We start from the raw sequence: 25,738 nt of genomic DNA on the forward strand, positions 1-25,738 counted from the left end.
CTGAGGCCGGCCGGCCCGCCCGCTGTTTCCCCGCATCGACTTCCCGGAGCCCAAGATGTCCCTCCTGCTAGAAGAGGGTGTGTCCAGCACCCAAGAGAAGACACACAAGATCCGCGGTAAGGTGCGCCTCCGTGAGCATCTGATGGGGTGGCTCTTCGTCGGGCCATTCGGGATCGTCTTCCTGGCGTTGCTCATCGCGCCGCTCGGGTACGCGCTGTATCTGAGTCTTTTCCAGAAGAAGCTGATCGGCGGCACCAGCTTCGTCTTTCTCGACAACTACGTGAAGGCGTTCACCGACCCCAGCTTCCTCTCGGGGTCGTGGTTCGTCATCCGCTTCTCGCTGGTGTCCATCCCGCTGCAGATCATCGTCGCGCTCGCGATGGCGTTGATCCTGGACGCCGTGACCTCCCTGTTCACCCGCTTCTCGCGTCTCATGATCTTCCTTCCCTACGCGATTCCCACAGTCATCGGGGCGGTCATGTGGGGATTCCTCTACAGCAAGAGTTTCGGGCCGCTCACCGACGTCTTCGGCTGGTTCGGCACCACGCCGCCTGATTTCCTGAGCACCAACCTGATCTTCTACGGCCTGGTCAACGTCGTCACCTGGCAGTGGGCCGGTTACTACATGATCATCCTGTACGCGGCGCTCCAGGGCATCGACCCGGCGCTCTACGAGGCCGCCCGCATGGACGGCGCCGGCAAGTGGCAGATCGCGCTGCGGATCAAGATCCCGTTGATCACCCCCGCGCTGGTCCTGATCCTGGTCTTCTCGCTCATCGGCACCTTGCAGTTCTTCAACGAACCGCAAATCCTGCGCTCCCTCGCGGCCGGCACGATCGGTCCTGACTTCACCCCCAACATGTACGCGTACCAGCAGGCGTTCGCACTCGCGAACTTCAACTACGGATCGGCGATCTCCTTCGCTCTCGGCGGGATCGTGTTCGTCGGCGTCTACGTCTTCCTGTTCTTCACTCGCAAGCGGAGGAGCTTTCTGTGATGAGTGACCGCTCCCTGGCGGGCGCCCGCCGCCGGCCGTCACGCCACCTCCCGCTGCAGGTGCTCCTCGGCTTTCTGGTCGTGTATTTCCTGGTGCCGTTCTGGTGGGTCATCGTGAACAGCTCCAAGGACGCCCCCGGACTGTTCGGGGGCGGCAACACGTTGTGGTTCGCCGACCACGTCGACTATCTCGGCAACCTGCGGCAGTTGTTCACCTACGACAATGGCATCTACGGCAGGTGGATCCTCAACTCCACCCTGTACGCCATCGCGGGCGGGGCCGGGGCCACGATTTTGTCCGTCATGGCCGGCTACGGATTCGCCAAATACCGCTTCGCCGCCAGGCGTTTCTCCTTCGCCCTCGTGCTCGGCGCGTTGATGGTGCCCGCGACGGCCTTGGTGATTCCTACCTTCATGATGTTCTCGCAACTGGGGTTGACCAACACGATCTGGGCGGTGATCCTGCCCTCACTGCTCAACCCGTTCGGCGTTTATCTGATGCACGTATATGCGCGTGACGCGGTCCCCGACGAGATCCTGGACGCGGCGCGGGCCGACGGGGCGGGGGAGATCCGGACGTTCGTCCAGGTCGCCTTTCCGCTGATGCGGCCGGCGGTAGTCACGGTGCTGCTCCTGTCCGCCGTGGCCTCCTGGAACAACTACTTCCTGCCCCTCGCCATGCTCTCCGACAACCGTCTCTTCCCCGTCACCGTCGGGCTCGGCATGTGGCAGGGCATCGCCTCGGCCAACAACGCGGGCAGCACGTCCCTCTGGAGCCTCATCATCCTGGGCGCGCTCGTGTCGGTCATCCCGCTCGTCATCGCCTTCTTCACGCTCCAGCGACACTGGCGCGGCGGCCTGTCCGTCGGCGGCCTGAGATAGGGCCTCAGAACAGGGATGGCTCGTAGACCAGGTGTCCGGTGACCTGGGGTGCGGCACGAGTTCGAGGCGGAGCCCGGGCAGCCCGTCCGCGTGCAGCGGGCGGGCCCAGGATGAGGACGTTCCAGCCGTGCAGCCGGTGCGGGTCGATGTGGTGCACCTGGAGGGCGACGGCCGCCCCTGAGGCGAAGGACGTCCCGTCGGCGAGGTCGGCGAGGTCGGCGTGGGCGGCGTGCAGTGACCGCAGGGTCACCGTGTGGGGCGCACCGCGTAGCCGACGGGGAGCAGCGTGTCGTCGAAGGTGATCCGGCCCGAGCCGCGCTGCCCGATCAGGCGCAGGCATTCCGCGCGGCCGAGGTCCTCGCGCTCCGGGCTATCAGCGCATCAGCGGTGAACCGGCCGGAGCCGGCCTTCGGATACCGCCCAGCACCGTGCGCGACATCCTCAAAAGAGCCGGGCTCGATTCCGCGCCACGTCGCACCGGACCGAGTTGGAGTCAGTTCCTCAAAGCGCGGGCCAAGGGCATCTGGGCGGGTGACCTGTTCCACGTCGACGCTGTTCTCCTCAAGCGGCTCTACGTTCTGTTCGTCATCGAGGACGCCATCCGCGTAGTTCACGGCGCGGGCGGCCGCCGTACCACTAACCGGATCCTTCGCTCGCGGCATGCGACCTCGTGTCGCACCTTGTCATAGCGGGCGGCGCAAAGCCCGCCGCGATCGCCGGAGCGCCGGTCGCGTATCCTCGCCACACGCGGCGATCCGTTCGTCGTCGCGGGCAGTGTCAGCTCCCAATGCCTGTGAGCTCACCAGGTCACCCGTAGCGAGTTCAAGCCGAACACGACGCTGAAGGCCAGGTAGTCCACCTGCTCGTACTGGTCGGCCAGGGCGAGGGCGGGGAACCGCTTGAGCAGCGCGGGGAAGGCGAGGCGCATCTCCATCCGCGCCAGCGGCGCCCCGAGACAGTGGTGCACGCCGTGGCCGAACGCGACATGACCGGCGGCTTCCCGGGTGACGTCGAGCCGGTCCGGGTCGCCGATGAAGGCAGGGTCGCGGTTGGCGGCGGGAAGCGAACAGATCACCAGCGCGCCCGCGGGGATGACCTGCCCGGCGATCTCCACTTCGGTCGTGGTGGTGCGGGGCGGAGGCGACTGCGAGATGGACAGCCACCGCAGCAGCTCCTCGACGGCGGGCTCGATCCGCGCCGGGTCCTCGCGGATCATCGCCATCTGGTCCGGGTGCCGCAGCAGGGCCAGGGTGCCCAGGCCGAGCATGTGCGCGGTGGTCTCGTGCCCGGCCAGCAGCAACTGCCCGGCGACACCGGTCAGCTCGTCGGCGCTGAGATCGTCGCCGTGCTCACGCACCAGCATGCCCAGCAGGTCCTGGCCGGGGTCGGCCTGCGCGCGGGCGACCAGGCCGGCCATGTAGGCGCGATCCTCCCTCCGCACCGCGTTCAGTTCCTCAGGTGACAAGGAGGTGCCCAGCAGGCGCGTAGAGCGATCCTGGAACTCGGCGCGGTCGGCGTAGGGCACGCCCAGCAACTCGCAGATCACCAGGGACGGCACCGGCAGGGCGAAGTGCGCCATCAGATCGGCCGGCTTGCCCGCCCGTTCCAGGTCGTCCAGGGCTGTCTGGACAATCTCGGCGATCCGCGGTTCGAGCCTGCGCATCCGCCGTACCGTGAACTCCGGAGTGAGCAGCCGGCGCAGCCGGGTGTGCTCGGGCGGATCAACCCCGATCAGTTGCCCGGCGCGCAGCCTGGCCACCTCGTCGGGGTCCAACGCGCCGGTTCCGCGGAGCGGGGTCAGGGCGCTGCTGAACTGGACCGGATCCGACAGCACCCGGCGGACGTCCTCGTGGCGGCAGACCAGGTACGCGGGCAGGCCCCAGGGCGTCTCCACCTGGACCACGCCCTCGCCGTCGCGGGCCCGGGACAGTTCCTCGGCCGGGTCGAATCCGTTCCGCCGCTGCTGCAACGGCAGTTCCTTCGCTTGCTCCATCGTCCGTCCATCCGTTCTGTGATTGATTCTCAACGTCTTCGCGCGGTGTGAGCTGAGGCCCCTGCCGCCCATGGCCGGAGCCTGTCCGGGTTACGGACCGCCCGGATCCGCGTGATCCGTTCCCTCGCGATCTCGAACGCGTACACCGTCGCGATCACACCCCCGCGCGGCGCCACCAAACCGGGCCGGCCGTCGACCGTCCGCTTCGCCGACCGCGAACCGTCCAGCCGCCCGGCGGGTGGCCGACGCGGTCACCCGCTGATCCACTCGTTGCGGCTGGGCAGCGGCTCGGGAACCCGCTTCGCCCACGTAGCGCTCCCCGCCGGGGGCGGGCTGTCCGGACATCGGGCCGTGGTGGAGCAGGAATCGGTCACCCCTGGCCTCGTCAGCCGGGCCGAACGCCGCACCCAACGCCGCGGACTGCGGCCCTGGCAGCCTCCTGTGCAGGTGCAGCACGGGAGCGAGCACCACGCGTGCGTCACGGCCATGTCTGGCCATGCTGCCCATGGCCGCTCCATGAGGAGGTACGGGGTAGTGCTCATATCGGGTTGACGAATGAGCACCCGCTGGAGGGACAGCCTCGTGCAGATGAGTTCGGAGGCGACGGCGGTGATGTCCGCGGGCTGAGCCGTGTCACACGCTGCGGTGGTCGCTCGTCCTAGCACCAGAGCGAACAAGCACACGAAAGGGACACGACATGATGAACGGCTACAGCAGGCCGGCCAGGATCTTCGTCCAGGCGGCCGTGGTGGTCGGCGCGCTGACGATGCTGGTCTTCGGCGTGTGGATGCGCATCGACCCGGCGGGCTTCGCGGTCTTCGCCCGGTTCCCCAATCACGTGCACTTCCTGCACGACGCCGGGGTCTTCCAGATCGGCATCGGGCTGATGATGCTGAGCGCGCTGGTGTGGCATGACGTGCTGTCGATCGTGCTGGTCGGGTTCTTCGTCACCAACACGCTGCACGCGGTGAACCACGCGGCCGATCTGGACCTCGGCGGCAGCCCGGACAACTGGTGGCAGCTCGGTCTCGTCTCGCTGCTGGCGCTGGCCGGCCTCGTGGTGCACCGCAGGCAGCTCAGCCGCCGGTCACGGGCTCACGTGTAGCCGGGTCAGGACCAGCCCGCTCCAGCGGAGCTCAACCTCGAAGACGCCGGGAATGTCCGTGTCGATGCTCAGCGTCGCCGGTCGCCCGACGGCGAGCTGCGCCCCGCGGTCGTAGCCGTGCACGTCCAGCGTGTCGGCGAGGACGGCGGCGCCCCGCCGGCGGATCACGCGCTCGCCGGGCGCACGTGCCGCAGGCCGTCCCGGCAACTCGGATACTCCGGCCGCCAGCCCAGCTCCCGCTTGGCCTTCTCGTTGGACAGCCGGATCCGGGTGCCCGCCATGAGCGCGTACATGTAGGGCGCCGGCCGCAGCAGCCAGCTCGGCACGGTGATCGGCGCCGGCGCCCCAGCCGCCTCCGCCACGGCGGCGACGAAGTCCGCGAACGTCACCGGGGTGTCGTCTACGACGTTGTACGCCTGCCCGGCCCGCCCACGGTCGAGGGCCGCGACCGTGGCCGCCGCCGCGTCGGCGATGTGGATGGGCGAGGTGACCCCGGACGGCCTCGGCGCCGGCAGCATGCGCTTCGAGGCCATCGCCATCAGCCTGCGGGTGCCCGGCTCGGGGCCGTAGAAGAGCCCGTAGCGCAGCGCGATGCCGTCGACCCCAGGCGTGCCGAACGCCAGCCGCTCGTTGGCCCGCATCGAGCGCAGGTGCCGCTCGAAGGCGCCGCGGCCGGTCGGCGCGAACGGGTGGTCCTCGGTCAGCTCCGCCTCGCCGTGATCGCGGTAGCCGTAGCCGAGGAAGAACGACTGCGTGACGAACCGGTACGCGCCGACCAGCTCGGCCGCCCGCAGCAGGTTCGCCGTCCCCTGCTCGCGCAGGTCGTCGGTGGCGTGCAGGTCCCGGTGCCGCAGCGGCGTGCCGGTGATCGCGGTCGCCTGGTGGAGCACCGCGTCGGCGCGGTGTCCGCGCAACGCGTCCAGCAGCCGCCGCTCGTCCATCACGTCGACCACCCGCGTCTCGACGCCGGCGTCCTCCAGCAGGCGCGCCTTGCCGGGGGAACGGGTCAGGCCAAGCACCGAATGGCCGGCGGCGAGCAGTCTCGGCACGAGTTCGCCGCCGAGGGTGCCCGTCGCTCCCGCGAGCACGACCTTCATGTGCGGTCTCCTTCTGGCTGGTGGTGTGTCATCGAGCACGTTCCCTTCTCGCGGCCACGGCCGGAGTGCCTGCCGCTCAACGATCAGACGCTGGAGCGCCGCGCACTGTGACACGGTGTGTCGCCGCGGTCGACCAGTTCCGCAAAGTGCGCAGGCTGCGTGCGGACTGCATCGGCCCGTGGCTGCCGGAACCGCTGTGGACCGAGGAGAGCGCCGACGGCCGGGAGGAGCGCTGTGGTCGTGCGGAGCCGGTCAGGCGACGCGGTGGCCGACTACCTGAGGACAATCCTGGTCGCCTGAACCGGGACGAGCCGCTTGGAGCCCGCTACCGGAATGCGGGCGAGCGGCCCGCGTCGGCCCGCCCAGGTCACGACGGGCCGGGCGTTGGTGTTGAGAAGGGCGATGACCGACTCTTCGGTGACCAGGATGTCGTGTGAATCTCGGGCGTCGGTGTCCCCTCGGGGTGGGCTCGTTCGTCGTTGGGGTGACAGCGAACACGGCAGAGGAGATCATCATGGAAGCGCGACTCAACACCTCCGAGAACCCGGTCACGAGCAAGCTGGCGAAGTACATCATCTCCGCGAGCAAGGTCGTGCACGACTCCGCTTTGCCCGCGGTGACGCAGGAGTTGGTGGCCTTGCGTGTGAGCCAGATCAACGGCTGCGCCGCCTGCGTCGACATGCACACCAAGGACGCCGCGCACGCGGGGGAAACGTCGGTGCGGCTCAACCTGGTCGCGGTGTGGCGGGAGGCGACGGTCTTCACCGAGGCCGAGCGGGCCGCCCTGGAGCTGGCCGAGCAGGGCACGCGCATCGCGGACGCGGCCGGAGGTGTCCCCGACGAGGTCTGGGCGAACGCCGCCAAGCACTACGACGAGGCCCAACTCGGCGCCCTGCTGTCCCACATCGCCCTCATGAACACCTGGAACCGTCTGAACGTCATCACCCAGCAGCCCCCCATGGCTGACTACCAGCCGGGACAGTGGGGATAGCGGGCCGGGTGGGTGGTTGGGGTTCCTACGCGCACCTCTGAGGAGGGAGATCATGGACGTGTCTGACCATGGTGGCCGCCGGGCTCTGGTTGTCGGATTGGGCATCAGTGGGATCGCTGCGGCGTTGCGGCTGCGGCAGATCGGGTGGACGCCGGTCATCGTCGAGCGGAGTGCCGCGCGGCGGTCCGGTGGATACTTCATCGCGTTGTTCGGTGCCGGGCGGGCCGCCGCCGAGCGCCTGGGCATCCTCGATGGACTGGTCGACCGGGATCCGGACGGTGCCAGCTACGACATCGACCGGACCGGGAGGCGGCGGCCCGGGTTCAGCTTCAAGGACTTTCCCGGCCGCCCGTGGATGATGATGCGGGGAGACGTGGAGGAGGCCGGGTTCGCCGCGTTGCCGTCCGACGTCGAGATCCGGTACGCCACCGTACCGACCAGAATCGAGCAGGACGCCGAGGGGGTCGACGTGACGCTGGCCACCACCGGCGGGATGTCGGCCACCGAGCGTTTCGATCTGGTCGTCGGCGCGGACGGGCTGCGGTCCACGGTGCGGCAACTGGTGTTCGGGCCCGACGAGAAGTATCGGCGGCGGATGAACTGCATGGCGGTCGCTTACCAGCTGCCCCGTGCGCTCCCCGCTCACGAGCAGACCGACTGCGTCATCCTCATGGAGCCCGGACGGTCGATGTGGACCTTTCCGGTCAAGGACCAGCCGCCTACCGTGTTGCTGAACTACCTCACCGACGATGTGGAGGCCGAGTTCACCGGGCCGAAGGCTGACAGGGTGCGTGAGGCGTTCGGTCCAGAGCCGACGGGGCGGATTCTGGGCGCGGCGCTGGACGCGCTGGAGTCGGCCGAGCACGTGCTGTTCGACTCCGTCGAGCAGGTGCACATGGACCGCTGGCATCGCGGCCGGGTGGTGCTCGTGGGTGACGCGGCCTGGTGCGTGACCCTGTACGCGGGGATGGGCGCCTCGACCGGGATGGCCGGGGCCGATCTGCTGGGCACCCTGCTGGCCCGCCATCCCCGCAGCGTGTCCAGGGCCCTGGCGCAGTGGGAGTGGCACCTGCGCCCGGCTATCGGCGACCTCCAGGGCAACGGGATGCAGATGCGCAGCCTGTTCGTCCCGGCCAACCGGGTGGAACTGGTGCGGCGCAGGGCGCTGACGCGGATGCTCAAGATGCCGGTGATCTCCCGGTTGTTCGTGCCGTGGCAGCGCAAGGTGACGTCGATGAAGGAGATGGATTTCGCCCATCCCGACTTCGCCCACCCCGGTCCCGCGCGTCCGGCCCCGGCGCCCGCCTGAATATGCGCGGTGGTGTCACTTGCGCGGCCTCTCGTTCGTCGTACTGGTGTAAGCCCCTGTCCTGGAGGTTGCGATGCAGTACGCCCTGCTGATCTACGCCGAGCCCGGCTACCTGGAGACGTCGTCGGATGAGGAGCGTGCGGCGGCGTACGCCGAGTATTTCGCGATGGCCGACGACGACCGCTACGTCAGTGCCGCGCAGTTGCAGGCCGCGGAGATGGCGACCTGCGTGCGGCTGTCCGGCGGCCGGACGCTGACGACCGACGGCCCGTTCGCCGACACCAAAGAGGTGCTGGGCGGCTTCTGCCTGATCGAGGCCGCTGACCTGGACGGAGCGCTCGAATTGGCGGCGCGCGTTCCGGCCCTGCGGTTCGGCGGCACCGTGGAGGTCAGGCCGGTGGTGCGGCTCTGAGCGTGCTGGAGGAGGTGTTCCGCGACGAGTGGGGCCGGGTGCTGGCCTCGCTGGTCGGATTCCTCGGTGACTTCGACCGGGCTGAGGAGGCGGCGCAGGAGGCGTTCGCCATCGCGGCGGAGCGCTGGCCGGCTTCAGGCGTGCCGGACACTCCGGGCGCGTGGCTGGTGACGACGGCCCGGAACTGGGCGATCGACCGGATCCGACGGGAGCGCACCCTGGCCCAGAAGGTCCACCTGCTGCCGGCGCCGGAGGCCATCGTGGACGAGTTCGACGACACGCTGATCAAGGACGAGCGGCTTGAGCTGATCTTCGCCTGCTGTCATCCGGCGCTGCCGCTGGAGGGGCAGGTGGCGCTCACGCTGCGTGCCCTCGGTGGCCTCCAGACCGTGGAGATCGCCCGAGCGTTCATGGTCTCGGAGGAGACCATGAAGCGGCGCCTGACCCGTGCGAAGGCCAAGATCAAGGCGACCGGGATCCCGTTCGCGGTCCCGGGCGCGCGTCTGCTGCCCGAACGGCTCGACGCGGTGCTGGCGGTCATCTACCTGATCTACAACGAGGGCTACAGCGGCCGGATCGATCTCGGCGCCGAAGCCATCCGGCTGGGGCAGGTGCTGGCCGAGCTGATGCCGCGGGAGCCGGAGGCGCTCGGGCTACTGGCGCTGATGATGATTCACCACGCGCGGCGGCGGGCCCGGTTCTCCGGTGATGATCTCGTACTGCTCGACGATCAGGATCGGTCGTTGTGGGACCTGCGGCAGATCGCGGCGGGGCGGGCGGTGCTGGATCGGGCGATGGCGCTGCGCGGGCGCGGCGCGTACGTCGTGCAGGCCGCCATCGCCTCGCTCCAGGCGCGTGAGCGCATCGACTGGCCGCAGGTCGCCGAGCTGTACCGGCGGCTGGCCGACCTGACCGGCTCGGCGGTGGTCGAGCTCAACCGTGCCGTGGCGGTCGCCCAGGCCGGCGATCCCGCCGCGGCCTTGCGTGCCGTCGATGACCTCGACCTGGACGGCTACCTGTATTTCCACTCGACGCGGGGGGAGTTGCTGCGGCGGCTGGGCCGTGACGCCGAGGCCCGGACGGCCTACCGGCGCGCCCTTGCGCTGGCCGCCTCAACCCCCGAGCGGCGATTCCTGACCCGGCGCCTCGAACAGCTCTGAGCCGGCTGTCCCCCCGGCGGCCGCTCGTTCGTCGCCTGGATATGAGCGACAACCCTCCCGGCCTTCCGCCCGAGCGGCAGCGAAATGCCCCGAACTTCGACGGCAACAGGTGAGACGCCTTTATGAACGTGTTCTTGTGGATCGCGCAGGCGATCCTTGCCGCCATGTTCGCCATGTCCGGCCTGGAGAAACTCGTCCGGCCCAAGGACAAGCTGGCCGGCAAGTATCCGTGGACGCAAACGTTCTCCCAGACGGCCGTGCGGTCCATCGGCGTGATGGAGCTGCTGGGCACGATCGGGCTGATCGTGCCGGCCGCCACCGGGATCGCACCCGTCCTGACGCCGATCGCCGCGACTGGGCTGGCGATCATGATGATCCTGGCCGGGGCCCTGCACATCCGCAGGAAGGAGCCGTCCGGGCTGATGACCACCGCCGTCCTGCTCGTGCTCTGCGCGCTCGTCGCCTGGGGGCGGTTCGGCCTCTACGGCTGGTGACCGTGGGCCGGACCACCACTCGTACGTACGTCTCGATCTGAGGAGCGATCACATGACCACCATCGAAGCCGTGAACAACAAGGCGGCGCTCCGGCGCTTCCACGAAGCCGTCAGCACCGGCGACGCGGAGATCATCTCCAAGACGATCGACGAGGTCGTCCACCCGGATGTGCTGATCCGCACGCCTTTGCCCATCGCCACGACGGGGACGCAGGCGATGAAAGAGGTGCTGGCGGTGCTCCATCGGGCCTTTCCCGACATCAACGTGCACATCGAGGACGTGATCGCCGAGGGGGACAAGGTGGTCACCAGGAACACGGTCACCGGGACCCACCAGGGCGAGTACATGGGCATCGCGCCGACCGGCAGGTCCATCACGTACAAGGAGATCCTGATCGCCCGCTTCGCCGAAGGGCGGATCGCCGAGACCTGGGCGGTCGTGGACGTTCTCTCGCAGATGCGGCAGCTCGGGGTGTTCCCGGCCCCGTAGCCCACCCCCCACTGGCCAGCCGTTCGCGAGGCGAGGGCTCGGCCTGGATGATCTGTCCCGCCCGGCGTGGCCGGCGCCGAGCCGCGGTGACGCCGGCGGCCCACCCGCGGAACGCTTCCGCCGGCAACCGGTCGCCGCGAGCAACGGCTTGCCCTACGACAGCCTGGAGGACTCCGTCGCCCGCGGCTCGGCGCTGATCGGCAGCCCCGCGCAGATCACCGACAAGCTGCTCGCCCTGCACGCCGGCTTCGGCAACGATCTGTTCGGCGTCGGCTTCGAGGGCTTCTTCTTCACCGACGCCGCCACCACGCGGGGCCACCTGGAGCGCTTCTTCGCCGAGGTGGTGCCGGTCATTCGCGCCGAGCTGCGCTGACCTGCGGGCTCAGGCCCGCCACGGCGAGCCGGAACAGCCGCTCCGCCCGGGCGGCGGGATCGGGATGGTGCTCGGTCGCGAGGACGATGCCGACGATCAACGCGATCAGGTCGGCGACGGTGACGCCTTCCGCCACCACGCCATCTCGCACGGCGCGGCGCAGCAGCGGATCGCCCGCCTTCTCCATCATCGCCGAGCAGGTGTTCTCATGCACCGAGCCGGGCTCGGCCCCCTCGTAGGACAGCGCCGCCGCCAGCTCTCGCGCCGCGACGCAGTAGGCGACGACGTCACCGAGCCAGCTCAGGAGCGCCACGCGGCCGTCGCCCGTCAACCTCATCGAAGGCGCGAAGGCCGCGGGAGTGCCGCAGTTCGTGCACACATCCACCAGCGGCGCCGGCCGCCACACCGAGACCCCTGGCCGGGAGGTGGTGGCGGCCCCGCTGAACGCCAAGGCCGCGATCGAGGAGCGTGCCCGTACGGCCGGCTTTCCCCACTGGACGATCCTCAAGCCGGCCTTCTTCATGGACAACTTCCTGCCATCCATGGCGCTCCTCTCCCGCGCGCTGGGCACGCCCCTGGCCGCGCCGGACATGACCGAGGAGCAGGCACTCGCCGCCGGCACGCCGGCGATGGGCAGCTCCCACGAGTGGCTGAACGTGGCCGGCCAGCCAGCCCGGCCCCAGTACGCCAGGGACCTCGGCCTTCGGCTGACCAGCTTCGAGGAATGGGCGTGGCAGCACCTGCGGCCCGCGGCATGACCCACTGAGCGACAGTCCAGTGCCCGCCCGGTCCGGCTCTCGCCACCGCATGACACTGGTCCTGTCACGACTCCTCACGGGCGGCGGCGCCTACCGCGCCGCCGTCATCGACGGCGGACAGGCGAGGATGCGGAGCGCCTCGGCGATCTCATCGGGTTCGGCCACCCGGCCGGGTGGCCGAGCACCGGCGGGGTCATGTCCGCATGACGGACGCGAGGAGCGCCAGCTTGTCGGCGCTGTCGGTGCCGGGGTCAGGGTGGAGGACGACGAGCGTCTGACCTGTCGCCCCGCTGACGCCCAGTCTCTCCCGGTTCAGCCACAGGCCACCGACCTGGGGGTGGTCGATGTGCTTGGGTGTGCCTTCGCACGTGTTCACGTCGTGGCGGGCCCAGAGCCTGCTGAAGTGAGGGCTGGCGAGGGAGAGCTCGCCGACGAGTTCGATGAATCGGGGGTCGTCCGTGTCGGTGCCGACGGACTCGCGGAAGCCGGCGACCATGCCCTGCGCGGCGTCCTCCCAGTCCGGGTAGAGGGCCTGCTCGGCGGGGTCGAGGAACACGTCCTGCAGGCGGTTGCCCCCCGCCACGAGTCGCGGCGACAGAGCGGTCGCCAGCGCGTTGGCGGTGAGGACGTCGAAGTAGCGGCCCTCCACGTACGCGGGGAGCGGGAGCGTGACGACGAGCTTGGCGACGCCCGGAGGGACGGTCTCCTTCCGGGGGCGCCGCCGTCGCCGCCGGGGTTTTCCCGCCCCGAGGCGTAGCAGGTAGGCCGTCGCGTCGTCGTCGAGTTGCAGCACGCGGGCGAGGGACTCGAGGACCTGCGCGGAGGGGTTGCGGTCGCGGCCCTGCTCCAGGCGCAGGTAGTAGTCGGCGCTGATGCCGGCGAGCATCGCGACCTCCTCCCGGCGCAGGCCCGGCACGCGCCGTACGCCAACGGAGGGGATGCCGGCCTGTGCAGGAGTGACGAGCTCCCGGCGGGCGCGTACGTAATCGCCCAGAAGGTTGGATTCGTCGCTCATGTTCCCACGGTAATTCACGCACCTTCGTGCGTGCCTGGTCCCCTGACCCCCAGGAGCGCGGGGGCTCTGGCTCCGCCAGCGGGTGAGCGGAAACCTCATTCCCGGCACGAACACCGGCGAAACCGGCCGGTGGTCTTCCGCGACCAAGGAGCTACACCATGTCGACATATTTGCTGGTACACGGGGCCTGGCACAGCGGGGAATGCTGGGAGCGGGTGGTCCCGTTGCTGGCCTCGGCCGGGCATCGGGTGGTCGCGCCGTCGCTGACCGGCTACGGCGACAAGGCGCATCTGCTCGGCCCCGACGTGGGCCTGGACACGCACGTCGACGACATCGTCAGGCTGATCACCGAGGAGGACCTCACCGACGTGATCCTGGTGGGCCACAGCTACGCCGGGCTGGTCATCTCCGCCGCTGCCAACCGGGTCCCGGATGGGATCGCCCATCTGGTCTATCTCGACGCGATGGTCCCCGAGGACGGCGAGAGCGCGGTGGACGTGCATCCCATGACCCGGGCCCTCATCGACCGCGCCGCGGAGTCCGGGATCGGCTGGCGGATCCCGCCGATGCCCGAGCTGCCGCCGCCTCTGGGCCTGTTCGGGGTCACCGACCCGGCGGACGCGGCGTGGCTGCGGGCGATGTTGTCGGATCAGCCGGTGCTCTGCCTCGTCCAACCGGTCCGGCTGGACAACCCGGCCGTGCGCACCATACCCCGGACTCACATTCACTGCGTCGCCGGCGTACCGGAGGGCATCGAGCGGCGGCCCGTTCCGGCGATTCAGCCCAATGGCAGCCCGGCGCAGGTGTGGGAACTGCAGACGGGACACGACTGCATGATCACCATGCCGGCCGAGCTCACCGAACTGCTGCTCAAGCTCGGCTGACTCGGGGGTCCGCTGGAACGGGATCCGGCGTTGCCGAGGTTTCGCTGATCGGCGAGCCGCCGCTCTTCCTTTGCCGAAGTAGGTGTCCTCGATGGTGACGCTGCTGTGCAGGCCCCAGCTGATGGTCCTTGCCGGGCGCAGCAGGATCAGCGGCCGGTCGCCGTCGATCGCCTCGGCGTTTCCGCGGATCTCCACACCGCGCGGCCGCCATGGCGGCAGCACGTCGTCGATGACCAGTGCGGCGCGGCCGTTGCGCGCGATGTCACGGAACTTCCTGGAGCGGGCGAGATTGCGCCCGCCGATCTCGATGAGCGTGCCGGTCTCGTCGAGGGACCAGCCGACGGGTACGACGTGCGGCATGCCGTTGGCGCCGACGGTGGCCAGGCGCCCCAGCAGCCGCTCGCCGCGCAGGTAGGCCAGCTCGCGTTCGCTGAAGATGCTCATGCCGGCACCGTCCGCAGGACGCGCACGGCGTACGGTGAGACCGCGACCCCGAGGACCGCCACGCCTCCCGCCAGCCAAAACAGGATGGTGAAGGCCGAGTCGGGCACGGCCACGGCCCGCCCGCCGCTGCCGGAGGCGATCACGGCGGCGGCGAGCTGGCTGCCGACGACACCGCCGACGGTGCGGGCGATGTTGTTGAGCCCGTTCGCGGTGCCGGTCCTGGCCGGTGGCACGATGTCGGCGATCAGCTTGGGCAGCGCCCCCATGACGAGCCCGGACCCTGTGCCGACCATCCCGTAGAACACCAGATGATGCCAGTACGCGCCGTGCGCGATGGCGATCAGCGCCGATCCCGCGGCCATCGCCAGGAACCCGATCGCCAGCGGCCAGCGGGAGCTGAACGCCTCCGAGATCCGGCCGACCGCCATGCCTGCCGGGATGATGGCCAGCATGCCGGGCAGCATCAGCAGGCCGGCGACCGTGACCGAGGCGCCGAAGCCGGCCCCGTCCGGGCCGGGCTGTTGCTGGGCGAACAGCGGGATCGCCACGTAGAAGAAGTACGACCCCGCGCCGAACAGCAGCGCGGCCAGGTGCGTGGCCAGCATCGGCCGGTCGGTCAGCTCTGCGACGTCGATGAGTGCGTCACTCCTGCGCCGCTCCAGGACCAGCAGGGCGGCCGCGAGCAGCGCCCCGAGCGCGAACAGGCCGAGCACCGGTGCCGAGGACCACCCCCACGAAGGGCCCTGGGTGAGGGCGAGCAGCACCGCGACCAGGCTGAGGCCGAGCAGCAGCGAGCCCGGCACGTCGAGCCCGCCGGAGGCGGCGCGCTCGCCGCGAGGTACCCATCGCGCGACCATGCCCAGGCTGATCAGCGCCAGCAGCGCGCCGAGGACGAACAGGTAGCGCCACGACAGCCGGTCGGCGAGCAGTCCGCCGACCACCAGCCCGGCTCCGGCCCCCGCGCCGACGATGCCGGACACCAGGCCCATCGCGGACGCCAGTCGTTGTCTGGGCAGCGCCTCGCGCAGGATCGCCATCGACAGCGGCACCACCGCCAGCGCCGCGCCCTGCACGACGCGGGCGGCGATGAGCTGGGCGATGTCCTGGGCGAGCGCGGCGCCGGCCATGCCGACGGCGTACGCGGCGAGCACGCCGACCATCACGCGGCGCTTGCCGTACAGGTCGCCGAGCCGTCCGAGCAGCGGGGTGAGCACCGCGCTGGACAGCAGGAACGCGCTGAGGATCCAGGCCGACCAGGCCGGTGTGGTGCGCAGTTCGCGGGTGAGCAGGCCGAGTGCGGGAACGACGACCGTCTGCATCAGGGAGTAGCCGAAGACCGTCGTGACGAGCGCCGTCACGATCTGCCGGGGGGTTGTCGGCATGGTCTCACCTCCAGAGTTAATTAGCACAACGAACAGTTCGTAGTGCTAACAACATAGTTTGGACTACGAACTGTTCGCAACTACACTCGGCGGCAGGAGGTGTGGATGGAGAGCGCGACGGACGCCGGGGCGCGGCCCGGGCCGGGCTTCGCCGCGACGCTGGTGCGGATGTCGCACCTGGTGCAGCACGTCTTCGCCGACGTCAGCCGCGAGCGGGACATCACCCCGCAGCAGGCGCAACTGCTTTGCGTGCTGACGAGCGGCGACGGGATCGGGATGACGGACCTCAGCAGGCTCCTGCACCTGGAGAAGCCGAGCCTCACCGGGCTGGTGGACCGGGCGGAGCGGCGCGGCCTGGTCCGCCGCGTGCGCGACGACGCCGACCGGCGCGCGTGCCGGGTCGAGTTGACGTCCGAGGGTGAGGATCTAGCCGTGCGGGTGCACGGAGAGATCGTCAGCAGGCTGGAGGCGCTGGCCGCGGACCTGCCGGGGGAGGACAGGCTGCGGGTCGCCGACACCTTGACCATCCTGCTCGCGCAGACCTGCTAGAGAGCGCTTCTCCGGGCAGGTCACAAGCTGGCCTGGCAAGGGCCCGCCTGACGGCGCGTTGGGAGCTGGAGCACTGCGCCTGCCGATGATGTCATCCGGCCAGGTCATGGCCTTGCCGGGGATCGCTTGGCGCGCGTGATGCCCAGCTACTCGGAGTGCGGCATGATGATCGTCTGCGCTCTTTCGCCTGGCCTGTCTCGCCGTGAGATTCGCCCCCGAGGACCGTGCCCTCCTCGCCGCCCTGCTGGCGGCACTGCCGCGCAAGGTCCTGCGCCGGCTGCGGCTCCTCGTTCGCCCGGACACCGTTTTGCGCCGGCACCGCGATCTGATGAGACGGCGTCATGCCCGTACCTGCCGGCCGAAGCGGCCGGGGCGCCCGCCCACGGTCCGCTCCGTCCGTGCGCTCATCCGGCACCTGAGCGGGCGTCCAGCACCTGGCCTGACTTCCTGCGTTCGCAAGCTGAGGTGCTGCCGGTCTGCGACTCCGGTATTTCGTACGACGAGGCCGTCGGTGCGGAGCCGGCGTAGCTGCAGCGAGACCGTCGACATGTCGATGTGCAGGCGCTCGGCGATGTCGGAGACGCGCATGGGCTCGGCGACGTCGAAGTGCTCCAGCAGGCGCAGCTCGCTGCCGGGCAGATCGCACCCCGAGCGACGCGCCACCTCGGCCCGACGGAAATCCCTATTGACCATATCGGAATTGCGGGTAAGGGTAAGAGGACCGGTAGAGGGAGGCCCGATGAGCATCACCGACGAGCTGGTCGCCAACGCCGAGCGCTATGCCGAGTCCTTCCGGCATGGGGCGCTGGCCCTGCCGCCTGCCAAGCGGGTGGCCGTGGTGGCCTGTATGGACGCGCGGCTCAACGTCTACGGCCTGCTCGGGCTGGGAGAAGGGGACGCGCACGTCATCCGCAACGCGGGCGGCGTCATCACGGCGGGCGAGCGCCGCAGCCTGGCCATCAGCCAGCGGCTGCTGGGCACTCGCGAGATCGTCCTGATCCATCACACCGACTGCGGCATGCTCACCTTCACCGACGACGGCTTCAAGCGGGACGTCTACGACGACATCGGCATCAAGCCCGACTGGGCCGCCGAGGCGTTCACCGACCTGGAGGAGGACGTGATCCAGTCCATCCGGCGCATCCGGGCGGACCCGTTCATCCCGCACAAGGACGCGATCCGGGGGTTCGTCTACGACGTCAGGACCGGGCGGCTCGGCGAGGTCAAGCCGTAGCCGCACCCGCCATGAGCTCCGGTCCCGGTCGGTGAACGTATTCGAGCGCACGGCACGGCCTCGCCGTGGCCGCCACTCTGCACGATGAGATCGCCGTGCTCGATCGGGCTGCCTACGTGCCGCGCTGGCCAGGGGTCCAACTCCGTCTCTCCGAGATGGCCGACCGGGTCCGCTGTAGAGCCGCCACTATGACGTCTCCATGGGTTGACATCCGAGTATTCCTACCTGAATAGTGGGTTGGAGTTCGCCATGAAGGAGCACCCATGAGGGAATTCCCCCGTCCCTTCAACCGGCCCGCCCTTCCGGGGGCCACCGATTTGACCAGGCGGGTCCTGCTCGCCGGGACAGGAGGGGGAGCCCTCTCGCTTCTGCTGGCCGCCTGCGGCGCAGGCGGCGGGGCCCCGTTGACCGGCGCGGACAGCGGGGCCCCGCAGGCCGGCGCGGGCGCCAACGCCGCGGCGTCCGCGCCACCCCGGCGCGGCGGGACCCTGCGCGCGGGCTCCCCTCCACCGCCGACCGCCGTGGACCCCGTCACCATGTACGACGGCTCGGCCATCGCCATCGTCCAGCTCGTCGCCGACTACCTGATCTGGCTCGACCGGGACTTCACGCTGAAGCCGCGGCTGGCCGAGAAGTGGGAGTCCGAGGACGGTGGCAAGCGGTGGGTGTTCACGCTGCGCAAGGGCGTCACCTTCTCCGACGGCACGCCGCTCGACGCGGAGATCGTCAAGGCGAGCTTCGACCGGCTGCTCGACCCGAAGTCCAAGTCCGCCGCGCTGTCCGCCTTCGATACGGTGCTGGCGAAGGGCGGGGTGGGCGTGCGCGACGCCGCCACGGTCGTCTTCACGCTCGAACGGGCCTTCTCCGACTTCCCGTATCTGGTTTCGGCGGGCAACTACAACGCGGTGATCCTGAAGAAGGACTACGCGGGCGACTTCACGAAGAAGCCGATCGGCACCGGGCCGTTCCTGCTGGAGTCGTACGACGCGTCGTCGGGGGCCACGTTCACCCGCAACCCGAAGTACTGGGAGCCGGGTAAACCGTACCTCGACGGAGTGAAGATCACCTTCTACGCCGACGACCAGGCTGACCTGCTGGCGCTGCAGAGCGGTGAGATCGATGCGCAGATCCTCAGCCGCCCGCAGCTCGTCGGCCCGCTCAAGGGGCTCGGTGACATCACCGTGGACCAGGTCCAGGGCACCGGTCTGACCGCGTTCACGCTGCGCACGGACCGGCCGCCGTTCGACCGCAAGGAGGCGCGACAGGCGGTCGCGTACGCGCTGGACCGGCCCGGCGTGAACGCCACCATCTACGACGGCATCGGGGCTCTGGGCAACGACCACCTGTTCGCCCCGCTGTTCCCGGCCGCGCCGGACGGCATCGCCCAGCGCGCCAAGGACCCGGCCAAGGTCGCCGAGCTGCTCGGCGGGCAGCCGCTGAAGTTCACCCTGACCTATGACCCGCCCAGCAAGGACTACGCGCTCACCGTCCAGAACCAGCTCAAGCAGGCCGGCATCCAGGTCGAGCTGGACCAGCGCACCTCGGCCGACTTCTACGGGGGCGACCAGGAGAAGGACACCCCGTGGCTGTTCTCCACCGCGAACCTCGTCGGCTGGGCCGGCCGCGCCACCCCCAGCCAGTTCATCATCCCCATGGTCAAGGGCGGCGGCGTGTGGAACGGCTCCAAGTACGCCAACCCCGCCCTCGATGCGGCCGCCGACGCCTACGACGCCGCCCAGACCCCCGGCGAACGGGCGGCCCAGGCCGAGATCATCGCCAAGGCCCTGCACGAGGACATCCCGGTGATCGTGGCCGTGTGGAGCGGGACCGTCCGCGCCTACAACGGCAGGAAGTTCACCGGCATCCAGGCTCACCCCTCCAGCTACGTCGACTTCAGCTCGGTCTCGCAGGTCGTGTGATGCGCTTCCTGCTGCGCCGGCTGGTGGCCGTGCCGCTGACCCTGCTCGGGGTGTCGGTTCTGGTGTTCGTCACGACCGAGCTGGTGCCGGGAGACGTCGCCCGTACAATCCTGGGCCGCGAGGCGAGCGCGGAGTCCGTCGCCCGCCTGCGCTCCCAGCTCGGCCTGGACGCACCCCTGCCCGAGCGGTACGCGGACTGGCTGGGCGGCTTCCTCACCGGCCGCTGGGGCGAGTCCTACACGCTCGGCGTGCCGGTCCGCGACCTCGTGCTCGACCGCCTCGCGGCCTCGATGCTGCTGGCGGCGCTGGCGTTCGCCCTGCTCGTGCCGGTCGCCGTCGGCCTCGGGCTGGTCGCGGGCGTCAACCACGACCGGCCCCTGGACCGCCTGGTCAGCGTGAGCGGGCTGGCGTTGGGGGCGACGCCCGAGTTCGTGACCGGGGTGGTGCTGCTGGTGGTGTTCGCGGTGCGGCTGCGCTGGTTCCCTTCCTCGGCGCAGGCGCCGGACGGCTCCTCCCTGCTCGTCCGGCTGGGCCATCTGGCGCTGCCGGCGCTCTCACTGGTGCTGCTGTGCACCGGATACGTCGCCCGGCACGTCCGCGCCGGCGCCGTGGTCGCGATTGAGAGCGCGTACGCGGGCGCCGCCGAACTGCGCGGCCTCACCCGGTGGCAGGTGGTGCGGCGGCACGTGCTGCGCAACTCCACCATTGCGGCCACCAGTGCGCTGGGCGTGCAGCTGCAGTTCCTGCTCGGCGGGCTGGTCACGGTGGAGCTGCTGTTCAACCATCCGGGGATCGGGGCGCTGCTGCTGTCGTCCGCGGTGGACAAGGACCTGCCGACCCTCCAGGCCACGGCCATGGTGCTGGGGCTGCTCTACATGGTGATCGTGCTGGCCGCCGACGTGGCGTACCGGGTGCTCGATCCGCGCATCCGGCTGGGGGCGGCGTCGTGACGGCCATCGCACTGCCGTTCACGCGGCGGCACAGGCACCGGACCGCTCTGGGCATCGGCGCGGGGATCGTCCTCGCATGGGCGGTCGTGGCGGTGCTCTGGCCACAGCTCGTGCCGTACGAGCCGGACCTGCAGGACCCGGCTGCCCGCTTCCTGCCGCCGGGCGGCGCGCACTGGCTGGGCACCGACCAGTTCGGCAGGGACACCTTCTCGCGGCTGCTCGCGGGCGCCCGGCCGGTGCTCCTGGTCGCGCCGGCGGCCACCGTGCTGGCGGTCGTGGCCGGAACCCTGGTGGGGCTGGCGGCCGGCACCTACGGCGGGCTGCTGGACGAGATCGTCATGCGGGTCCTCGACGCCGTCGTCGTGTTCCCCTCGATCATCGCGACCGTGCTGGTCGTGGCGCTGGCCGGGCGGTCGGTCACGGTCATGGTGCTGGTCATCGCCGCGTCGTTCGTGCCGATCGTGGCGCGCAGCGTGCGCGCCGCCACGCTGGTGGAGCGGGAGAAGTCCTACGTGGAGGCGGCCCGGCTGCGCGGCGAGCGGTCCTGGGGCCTGACGGTGCGCGAGATCCTGCCGAACGTCGCCCCGACGGTGCTCGTGGAGGCCACGTCCCGCTTCGGCGACGCGATCTTCGCCGCGGCCACGTTGTCGTTCCTCGGTCTCGGGCAGCCGCCGGGCTCGCCCGACTGGGGGGCGTCGGTGTCGGACAACCGACTGTGGCTGCAGCTCGCGCCGTGGACGGTGCTCGGCCCCGCGCTGGCCATCGCCTCGCTCGTGGTCGGGATCGCGCTGGTCGCGGACGCGCTACGCGGGCGCTGGGAGGCGTCATGACCGGGCTCAGGATCGAGGATCTGTCCGTCGCCTACGCGGGGAAGGCGGCGGTGCGCGGGGTGTCGTTCACGGTGGCGCCCGGCCAGACGTACGGGCTCGTGGGGGAGTCGGGGTGCGGCAAGACGACCGTGGGCCGGGCGCTCGGAGGCCAGGTCGCGCGTGGCGGAGCGATCACCTCGGGCCGGATCGTCGTGGACGGCGTGGACGTGCTCGGGCTGCCGCCCGCGGGCCTGCGGCGCTGGCGGGCGGCGGCGCTGGCCGTCGTGCACCAGGAGGCGAGCGCCTCGCTCGACCCGACCATGCGGGTGGGCACGCAGCTCACCCAGGCGCTGCGGGCGCGCGGTCGCGACCGCCGGGAGGTCCCCGAATTGCTGGAACGGGTGCGCCTGCCTGATCCCCGCGCGATCGCCCGCCGGTATCCGCACCAGTTGTCGGGCGGGCAGCAGCAGCGGGTGGTCATCGCCGCGGCCCTCGCCGCCCGCCCCCGGCTGCTCGTCCTCGACGAGCCGACGACCGGGCTGGACGCGACGGTCGAGCGGGAGATCCTGGAGCTGATCGGCGAGCTGCGGGCCGAGCTCGCCGCGGCGGTGGTGCTGATCAGCCACGACCTGGATCTCGTCGGACGACTGTGCGACCGCGTCGGGGTCCTGTACGCGGGCCGCCTGGTTGAGGAGGGACCGGCTGCGACGGTCCTCCGGGAGCCCGCGCACCCGTACCCGGCGGCGCTGCTGGCCGGTACGCCCCGGCTGGGCCGTACCCGGCGCACCCACCCGCTGACCCCCATCCCCGGCCATCCGCCCGTCCCGGGAGAGGAGCTCGCGGGCTGCTCGTTCGCCCCCCGCTGCCCCCGGGCGGACGCGTTGTGCCACGCCACCGCCCCGGCACCGTCCGCGGTGGCGGTGGCGGTGGCGGTGGCGGTGGCCGGTGTGCCTGTGCCGCCCGTCGCCTCGGGCGTGGCGGCTCTCCACCAGGTGAGCTGCCACCACCCGGGCCAGGCCCGGCGACCGGAACCGCGACCGCAGCCCCCGCAGAGGCAGCCCGCGGAGACGGAACCTACGGAGACGGAGCCCGCCGTGCCGGAGCGCGGGCCGCTGCTGGAGATCCGGGGACTGACGCGCCGGTACGGCAGGACCGTGGCCGTGGACGGTGCCGATCTGGTGATCCGGAGGGGTGAGGTCGTCGGGCTGGTCGGCGAGTCGGGCAGCGGCAAGACCACGCTCGCCAGGGCGGTCGCCGGGCTGGCAGGACGCGGACCGGGGACGATCACGTTGCACGGACGTCCCCTCCATCCCTCGGTGACCCGCCGGGACCCCGGGCAGCGGCGCGCCGTACAGATGGTCTTCCAGAACCCCTACGCCTCCCTCAACCCGAGCCACACCGTCCGCGTCATCCTGGCCAAGGCGGCCCGCAGCCTCGGCGGCACACGAGACCCGGCGGACCTGGCGAGGGAGGCGGGCCTCGACGCGTACATCCTTGACGCCCGCCCCGACCGCCTGTCCGGCGGCCAGCGCCAGCGGGCCGCCATCGCCCGCGCCTTCGCCGGCGAACCCGACCTGGTGGTGTGCGACGAGCCCGTGTCCGCCCTGGATGTCAGCGTGCAGGCCGGCGTGCTGCGGCTGCTCGACGACCGGCAGCGGGCCGGCGGCACGTCGTACCTGTTCATCTCGCACGACCTGGCCGTCGTCGGCTACCTCGCCGACCGGATCGCGGTGATGTACCAGGGCCGGATCGTCGAGCAGGGACCGGCCGGGCAGGTCCTGCACGGCCCGCACCACCCCTACACGGCGCTGCTCGTCGGCAGCCGCCGGCCTGGAGCCCCGGGCCGGGTGAGCGCCACCGGATGCCCGTTCGCCGGCACCTGCCCCAGCCGCGTCGGCGGACTGTGCGACACGAGCGCGCCACCGGCGCGCGACCTCGGACAGGGGCACGTCGTCCGCTGTCACCTCGATCCCGAGCGGCTCCCACGTCGAGCCGGGAACAGCACGTCACCATAACCGCTCTCCGGAAGGAAGCACCATGTCCGACCACGAGTTCGCCGGTCTGCCCGGCCCCGTGCAGCGCCGATGGGTCACCGTCTCCACCGGCGACCACGTGAGCGGCGTCGCCTGGGGGCCGGGACCGCCGGAAGTCGTCCTGCTGCACGCCGCCGGCGGCAGCGCCCGCGACTGGGACGGCCCGCTGGCTGGGCTCGGCCGTCCCGCGCTGGCCCTCGACCTGCCGGGCCACGGTCGCTCCAGCCGCCACAGCGCCGTCTACGCGCCCCGCAGACTGGTGCTGCCCATCGCCGAGGCGATCAGATCGTTCGCCCCGAAGGCCAAGGCGGTGGCCGGGACCGGGCTCGGCGCGCTCGCCGCCGCCGCGCTGGCCGCCCGGCACCCGCACCTCGTCCCCGCCCTCATTCTCATCGGAACCCTCCCCGGGCATCCCGCTCCCTCGGACGACGCCGAGTACCTCTGGCAGGGGCTCGCCCGGCTCGCCGCCGGGGGAGCACCCGTCACGGTCGTCCGGGGCAGCCTGAGCGACGCCGCCGTGGCCGAGCTGAGCGAGCGCGTGCCGTCCGCCCGGCTCGTCGCCTCGGAGGAACACAGCCCCGCTCCCGACGGACCACCACCCACCGCGGCCGGGCTCACGCCCGCCCGGCTCGCCGACCTCCTGCTGACCGGCCCGACCACGAGGAGCAGCTCATGACCGCCCAGATCCCCCTCATCGACCTCGAACTCGCCCTCAGCGACGACGCCCCGCCCGAACTGCTCGACGCCGCCCGCGAGGCGGCCGAGCAGATCGGGATCATCCAGGTGACCAACCACGGAGTCCCCGACGAGCTCATCGACGGCTTCCACGACTCCATCGGCCGCGTTCTGGCCTTGCCCCGCGAGGACAAGGCCGAGCTGGCCAGCCCCACCGGCCACCCTTACCGCGGCTGGCGGCAGTGGCCGGACGACTTCGGCCGCCTGGAGCTGGAACGCTTCATCATCGGCCAGTTCGGCAGCGTCGAGGAGGCGAAAGCGGCCGGGCTCGGCGACGAGCACGCGCAGCTCTACGCCCACCCCAACGTCTGGCCACCGCAGGAGCCGGGCCTGAAGGACCTGGCCGCGCGCTACCACGACGCCTCGGTCGGCGTGGCCGAGAAGGTGCTCACCCTGTACGCGCGCCTGCTCGGCGTCCCCGCCGGCACCTTCCCCACCTCCGGACGCCCCTACTACACGAGCTTCGTCGTCAACGACTACCCGACCTGGACCTATGACGACGGCGGCGACACCGACCAGGACAAGCTGCTCCTGCTGGAGCACGCCGACGGCTCCGCGCTCACGGTGCTGCACCAGCGTGGCGACTACGCCGGGTTGCAGGGCCGCGGCCCCGACGGCGAGTGGATCCCGGTCCCCATCGTGCCCGGCGCCCTGCAGGTGTTCTCCGGTCACATACTCACCAAGTGGACGAACGGCCGCCTGTCCGCGGGTACGCACCGGGTGGTCGCGGGTGGTTCGGTCACCAGGCGTTCGACCGGCGTGTTCTGGCATCCCAGCCTGGACACCGTGATCGAGCCGCTGGCCCCGTTCGTCGGCCCCGAGGGCTCCGACTACGAGCCCGTGCTGCTGTGGGACCAGGCCAAGCGGCAGGTCGAGGAGTATCTGGAGGTGTTCGGCCGGCCGGACCAGGTCGCGGCGTGGCGCGAGGGCCGCCCGTACGTGGCCGAGCTGGCGGAGACCTGACATGCCCGGGGACTTCCGCTGGGAGCCGAGCGAGCGCTGGGTGCGCGGTCTGCGCGACGGCGTCGTCGTTGTGGACAGCCGCGCCCCCGTGCTCGTGTGGGAGCCGGGCCGGCCGGTGCCCGGGTACGCCTTCCCCGCTCGTGACGTGCGTACCGACCTGCTGCGCGACGCCGGGGAGCCGCCGGGCGTCCGCTACGACCTCGCGGTCGGGGACGCGCTCGTACGCGATGCCGCCTGGCGGTATCCGGAGCTTCCCGACCACATCGCGTTCGCGTGGTTCCGGCATCCGGACGTGGTGCTCGACCACTGGTACGAGGAGGAAGAGGAGATCTTCGTGCACCCGCGCGACCCGTACAAGCGGGTGGACCCGATCCCCAGCTCCCGGCATGTCGTCGTCGAGATCGGCGGGCAGGTGGTCGCGGACACCCGTCACGCGGTGCTGCTGTTCGAGACAGGTCTGCCGACCCGCTACTACATCCCGCCGGATGACGTGCGGTTCGACCTGCTGGAGCCGACCGGGACGCACACCCGCTGCCCGTACAAGGGGGTGGCCTCCTACTGGGCGTTCAAGGGCGGAGGCGCGCCGCCCGACGTCGCCTGGGCCTACCCCGACCCCATCCCGGCCGCCGCGCCGATCAAGGGGCACGTGGCCTTCTACAACGAGGCAGTGGACATCGTCGTCGACGGCGTCGCGCAGGAACGTCCCGTCACCTTCTTCAGCGCAGGACTGACGAGCCGCCCTGCGGATCTCCCATGAGGAG

At 70.8% G+C, this 25,738-nt stretch carries 30 protein-coding genes and 1 pseudogene; 22 read left to right on the top strand and 9 right to left on the bottom strand.

Annotated elements, in window-relative coordinates:
• Nucleotides 1-142 precede the first annotated feature (142 nt).
• Nucleotides 143-997 (top strand): carbohydrate ABC transporter permease, encoded by an 855-nt coding sequence (locus H4W80_RS51830; RefSeq protein ID WP_225964142.1) that lies wholly within the window; start codon nucleotides 143-145, stop codon nucleotides 995-997.
• The gene (locus H4W80_RS51835; protein WP_192791807.1) at nucleotides 997-1,878 is read left to right on the top strand and encodes a carbohydrate ABC transporter permease; all 882 of its coding nucleotides are present in this window, start codon (nucleotides 997-999) and stop codon (nucleotides 1,876-1,878) included. Before H4W80_RS51830 ends, H4W80_RS51835 begins: the two co-directional genes overlap by 1 nt.
• Nucleotides 1,879-1,882: 4 nt before the next feature.
• Here H4W80_RS51835 and H4W80_RS51840 read toward each other — a convergent pair whose 3' ends face one another.
• The gene (locus H4W80_RS51840) at nucleotides 1,883-2,128 is read right to left on the bottom strand and encodes a hypothetical protein (RefSeq protein WP_192791808.1); all 246 of its coding nucleotides are present in this window, start codon (nucleotides 2,126-2,128) and stop codon (nucleotides 1,883-1,885) included.
• Nucleotides 2,129-2,306: 178 nt separating this feature from the next.
• Between H4W80_RS51840 and H4W80_RS51845 the strand changes: the two genes are divergently transcribed.
• Entirely contained in the window at nucleotides 2,307-2,567 is a 261-nt protein-coding gene (locus H4W80_RS51845) for a hypothetical protein (RefSeq protein ID WP_192791809.1), read from the top strand.
• 110 nt (nucleotides 2,568-2,677) lie between these two features.
• On the opposite strand, the gene H4W80_RS51850 is transcribed toward H4W80_RS51845, so the two are convergent.
• Nucleotides 2,678-3,871 (bottom strand): cytochrome P450, encoded by a 1,194-nt coding sequence (locus tag H4W80_RS51850; protein ID WP_192791810.1) that lies wholly within the window; start codon nucleotides 3,869-3,871, stop codon nucleotides 2,678-2,680.
• 697 nt (nucleotides 3,872-4,568) lie between these two features.
• On the opposite strand from H4W80_RS51850, the gene H4W80_RS51855 reads away from it, so the two are divergent.
• The gene (locus H4W80_RS51855; RefSeq protein WP_225964143.1) at nucleotides 4,569-4,976 is read left to right on the top strand and encodes a hypothetical protein; all 408 of its coding nucleotides are present in this window, start codon (nucleotides 4,569-4,571) and stop codon (nucleotides 4,974-4,976) included.
• Here H4W80_RS51855 and H4W80_RS51860 read toward each other — a convergent pair.
• A complete protein-coding gene (locus tag H4W80_RS51860) occupies nucleotides 4,959-5,144 on the bottom strand; it encodes a hypothetical protein (RefSeq protein ID WP_192791811.1) in 186 nt (61 codons plus the stop codon). The genes H4W80_RS51855 and H4W80_RS51860 overlap by 18 nt on opposite strands.
• Complete coding sequence (locus tag H4W80_RS51865; RefSeq protein ID WP_192791812.1) at nucleotides 5,141-6,073, bottom strand: NAD-dependent epimerase/dehydratase family protein; 933 nt, start codon at nucleotides 6,071-6,073, stop codon at nucleotides 5,141-5,143. The genes H4W80_RS51860 and H4W80_RS51865 overlap by 4 nt, the downstream gene beginning before the upstream one ends.
• 514 nt (nucleotides 6,074-6,587) lie before the next feature.
• Between H4W80_RS51865 and H4W80_RS51870 the strand changes: the two genes are divergently transcribed.
• The 7 genes from H4W80_RS51870 to H4W80_RS51900 all read left to right on the top strand — a co-directional run bounded on the left by H4W80_RS51870 (nucleotide 6,588) and on the right by H4W80_RS51900 (nucleotide 11,302).
• Nucleotides 6,588-7,064: a carboxymuconolactone decarboxylase family protein gene (locus tag H4W80_RS51870; RefSeq protein ID WP_192791813.1), complete on the top strand. Its 477-nt coding sequence runs from the start codon at nucleotides 6,588-6,590 to the stop codon at nucleotides 7,062-7,064.
• A gap of 52 nt (nucleotides 7,065-7,116) precedes the next feature.
• The gene (locus tag H4W80_RS51875; protein ID WP_192791814.1) at nucleotides 7,117-8,373 is read left to right on the top strand and encodes an FAD-dependent monooxygenase; all 1,257 of its coding nucleotides are present in this window, start codon (nucleotides 7,117-7,119) and stop codon (nucleotides 8,371-8,373) included.
• Nucleotides 8,374-8,446: 73 nt separating this feature from the next.
• Nucleotides 8,447-8,785 carry a YciI family protein gene (locus H4W80_RS51880; protein ID WP_192791815.1) on the top strand — a complete coding sequence of 113 codons (339 nt, stop codon included), beginning with the start codon at nucleotides 8,447-8,449 and terminating at the stop codon, nucleotides 8,783-8,785.
• Between the two features lie 2 nt (nucleotides 8,786-8,787).
• Nucleotides 8,788-9,945: an RNA polymerase sigma factor gene (locus tag H4W80_RS51885; RefSeq protein ID WP_192791816.1), complete on the top strand. Its 1,158-nt coding sequence runs from the start codon at nucleotides 8,788-8,790 to the stop codon at nucleotides 9,943-9,945.
• A gap of 122 nt (nucleotides 9,946-10,067) precedes the next feature.
• A complete protein-coding gene (locus tag H4W80_RS51890) occupies nucleotides 10,068-10,439 on the top strand; it encodes a DoxX family protein (RefSeq protein ID WP_192791817.1) in 372 nt (123 codons plus the stop codon).
• 52 nt (nucleotides 10,440-10,491) lie between these two features.
• The gene (locus tag H4W80_RS51895) at nucleotides 10,492-10,929 is read left to right on the top strand and encodes an ester cyclase (protein WP_192791818.1); all 438 of its coding nucleotides are present in this window, start codon (nucleotides 10,492-10,494) and stop codon (nucleotides 10,927-10,929) included.
• A 148-nt stretch (nucleotides 10,930-11,077) separates the two neighbouring features.
• Nucleotides 11,078-11,302 carry a hypothetical protein gene (locus H4W80_RS51900; RefSeq protein ID WP_192791819.1) on the top strand — a complete coding sequence of 75 codons (225 nt, stop codon included), beginning with the start codon at nucleotides 11,078-11,080 and terminating at the stop codon, nucleotides 11,300-11,302.
• On the opposite strand, the gene H4W80_RS51905 is transcribed toward H4W80_RS51900, so the two are convergent.
• Nucleotides 11,280-11,639 carry an SbtR family transcriptional regulator gene (locus tag H4W80_RS51905; RefSeq protein ID WP_225964144.1) on the bottom strand — a complete coding sequence of 120 codons (360 nt, stop codon included), beginning with the start codon at nucleotides 11,637-11,639 and terminating at the stop codon, nucleotides 11,280-11,282. The genes H4W80_RS51900 and H4W80_RS51905 overlap by 23 nt on opposite strands.
• Nucleotides 11,640-11,673: 34 nt before the next feature.
• Here H4W80_RS51905 and H4W80_RS51910 point away from each other — a divergent pair, with 34 nt between their 5' ends.
• Entirely contained in the window at nucleotides 11,674-12,060 is a 387-nt protein-coding gene (locus H4W80_RS51910) for an SDR family oxidoreductase (protein ID WP_318787472.1), read from the top strand.
• 193 nt (nucleotides 12,061-12,253) lie between these two features.
• Here the strand turns inward: H4W80_RS51910 and H4W80_RS51915 are convergent, their stop codons facing one another.
• Nucleotides 12,254-13,075 (bottom strand): helix-turn-helix domain-containing protein, encoded by an 822-nt coding sequence (locus H4W80_RS51915; RefSeq protein ID WP_192791820.1) that lies wholly within the window; start codon nucleotides 13,073-13,075, stop codon nucleotides 12,254-12,256.
• A 158-nt stretch (nucleotides 13,076-13,233) separates the two neighbouring features.
• Between H4W80_RS51915 and H4W80_RS51920 the strand changes: the two genes are divergently transcribed.
• The gene (locus tag H4W80_RS51920) at nucleotides 13,234-13,959 is read left to right on the top strand and encodes an alpha/beta fold hydrolase (protein ID WP_192791821.1); all 726 of its coding nucleotides are present in this window, start codon (nucleotides 13,234-13,236) and stop codon (nucleotides 13,957-13,959) included.
• A gap of 168 nt (nucleotides 13,960-14,127) precedes the next feature.
• Here H4W80_RS51920 and H4W80_RS51925 read toward each other — a convergent pair.
• Both H4W80_RS51925 and H4W80_RS51930 read right to left on the bottom strand, forming a co-directional pair.
• Nucleotides 14,128-14,403, bottom strand: a pseudogene (locus H4W80_RS51925) (PPOX class F420-dependent oxidoreductase); the annotation flags it as partial.
• The gene (locus H4W80_RS51930; protein WP_192791822.1) at nucleotides 14,400-15,785 is read right to left on the bottom strand and encodes an MFS transporter; all 1,386 of its coding nucleotides are present in this window, start codon (nucleotides 15,783-15,785) and stop codon (nucleotides 14,400-14,402) included. The gene H4W80_RS51930 and the pseudogene H4W80_RS51925, both read right to left, overlap by 4 nt.
• A gap of 105 nt (nucleotides 15,786-15,890) precedes the next feature.
• On the opposite strand from H4W80_RS51930, the gene H4W80_RS51935 reads away from it, so the two are divergent.
• Complete coding sequence (locus H4W80_RS51935; RefSeq protein WP_192791823.1) at nucleotides 15,891-16,334, top strand: MarR family winged helix-turn-helix transcriptional regulator; 444 nt, start codon at nucleotides 15,891-15,893, stop codon at nucleotides 16,332-16,334.
• 339 nt (nucleotides 16,335-16,673) lie between these two features.
• Here H4W80_RS51935 and H4W80_RS51940 read toward each other — a convergent pair whose 3' ends face one another.
• On the bottom strand, nucleotides 16,674-16,997 hold the full coding sequence (locus H4W80_RS51940; protein WP_318787473.1) for a MarR family transcriptional regulator: 324 nt from the start codon (nucleotides 16,995-16,997) through the stop codon (nucleotides 16,674-16,676).
• A gap of 76 nt (nucleotides 16,998-17,073) precedes the next feature.
• On the opposite strand from H4W80_RS51940, the gene H4W80_RS51945 reads away from it, so the two are divergent.
• The 8 genes from H4W80_RS51945 (at nucleotide 17,074) to H4W80_RS51980 (ending at nucleotide 25,734) form a co-directional block, all read left to right on the top strand.
• On the top strand, nucleotides 17,074-17,568 hold the full coding sequence (locus H4W80_RS51945; RefSeq protein WP_192791824.1) for a beta-class carbonic anhydrase: 495 nt from the start codon (nucleotides 17,074-17,076) through the stop codon (nucleotides 17,566-17,568).
• A 263-nt stretch (nucleotides 17,569-17,831) separates the two neighbouring features.
• Nucleotides 17,832-19,487 carry an ABC transporter substrate-binding protein gene (locus tag H4W80_RS51950; protein WP_192791825.1) on the top strand — a complete coding sequence of 552 codons (1,656 nt, stop codon included), beginning with the start codon at nucleotides 17,832-17,834 and terminating at the stop codon, nucleotides 19,485-19,487.
• Nucleotides 19,487-20,437, top strand: a complete 951-nt coding sequence (locus H4W80_RS51955; RefSeq protein WP_225964146.1) for an ABC transporter permease — start codon at nucleotides 19,487-19,489, stop codon at nucleotides 20,435-20,437. The genes H4W80_RS51950 and H4W80_RS51955 overlap by 1 nt, the downstream gene beginning before the upstream one ends.
• On the top strand, nucleotides 20,434-21,267 hold the full coding sequence (locus tag H4W80_RS62035) for an ABC transporter permease (protein ID WP_185076209.1): 834 nt from the start codon (nucleotides 20,434-20,436) through the stop codon (nucleotides 21,265-21,267). Before H4W80_RS51955 ends, H4W80_RS62035 begins: the two co-directional genes overlap by 4 nt.
• Entirely contained in the window at nucleotides 21,264-23,261 is a 1,998-nt protein-coding gene (locus tag H4W80_RS51965; protein ID WP_192791827.1) for a dipeptide ABC transporter ATP-binding protein, read from the top strand. The genes H4W80_RS62035 and H4W80_RS51965 overlap by 4 nt, the downstream gene beginning before the upstream one ends.
• A gap of 22 nt (nucleotides 23,262-23,283) precedes the next feature.
• The gene (locus H4W80_RS51970; protein ID WP_192791828.1) at nucleotides 23,284-23,955 is read left to right on the top strand and encodes an alpha/beta fold hydrolase; all 672 of its coding nucleotides are present in this window, start codon (nucleotides 23,284-23,286) and stop codon (nucleotides 23,953-23,955) included.
• Entirely contained in the window at nucleotides 23,952-24,977 is a 1,026-nt protein-coding gene (locus H4W80_RS51975; protein WP_192791829.1) for an isopenicillin N synthase family oxygenase, read from the top strand. The genes H4W80_RS51970 and H4W80_RS51975 overlap by 4 nt, the downstream gene beginning before the upstream one ends.
• A gap of 1 nt (nucleotide 24,978) precedes the next feature.
• Complete coding sequence (locus H4W80_RS51980; protein ID WP_192791830.1) at nucleotides 24,979-25,734, top strand: DUF427 domain-containing protein; 756 nt, start codon at nucleotides 24,979-24,981, stop codon at nucleotides 25,732-25,734.
• The last annotated feature ends 4 nt before the right edge of the window (nucleotides 25,735-25,738 follow it).

It is taken from the genome of Nonomuraea angiospora (genome assembly GCF_014873145.1).
Classification (GTDB): Bacteria; Actinomycetota; Actinomycetes; order Streptosporangiales; family Streptosporangiaceae; genus Nonomuraea; species Nonomuraea angiospora.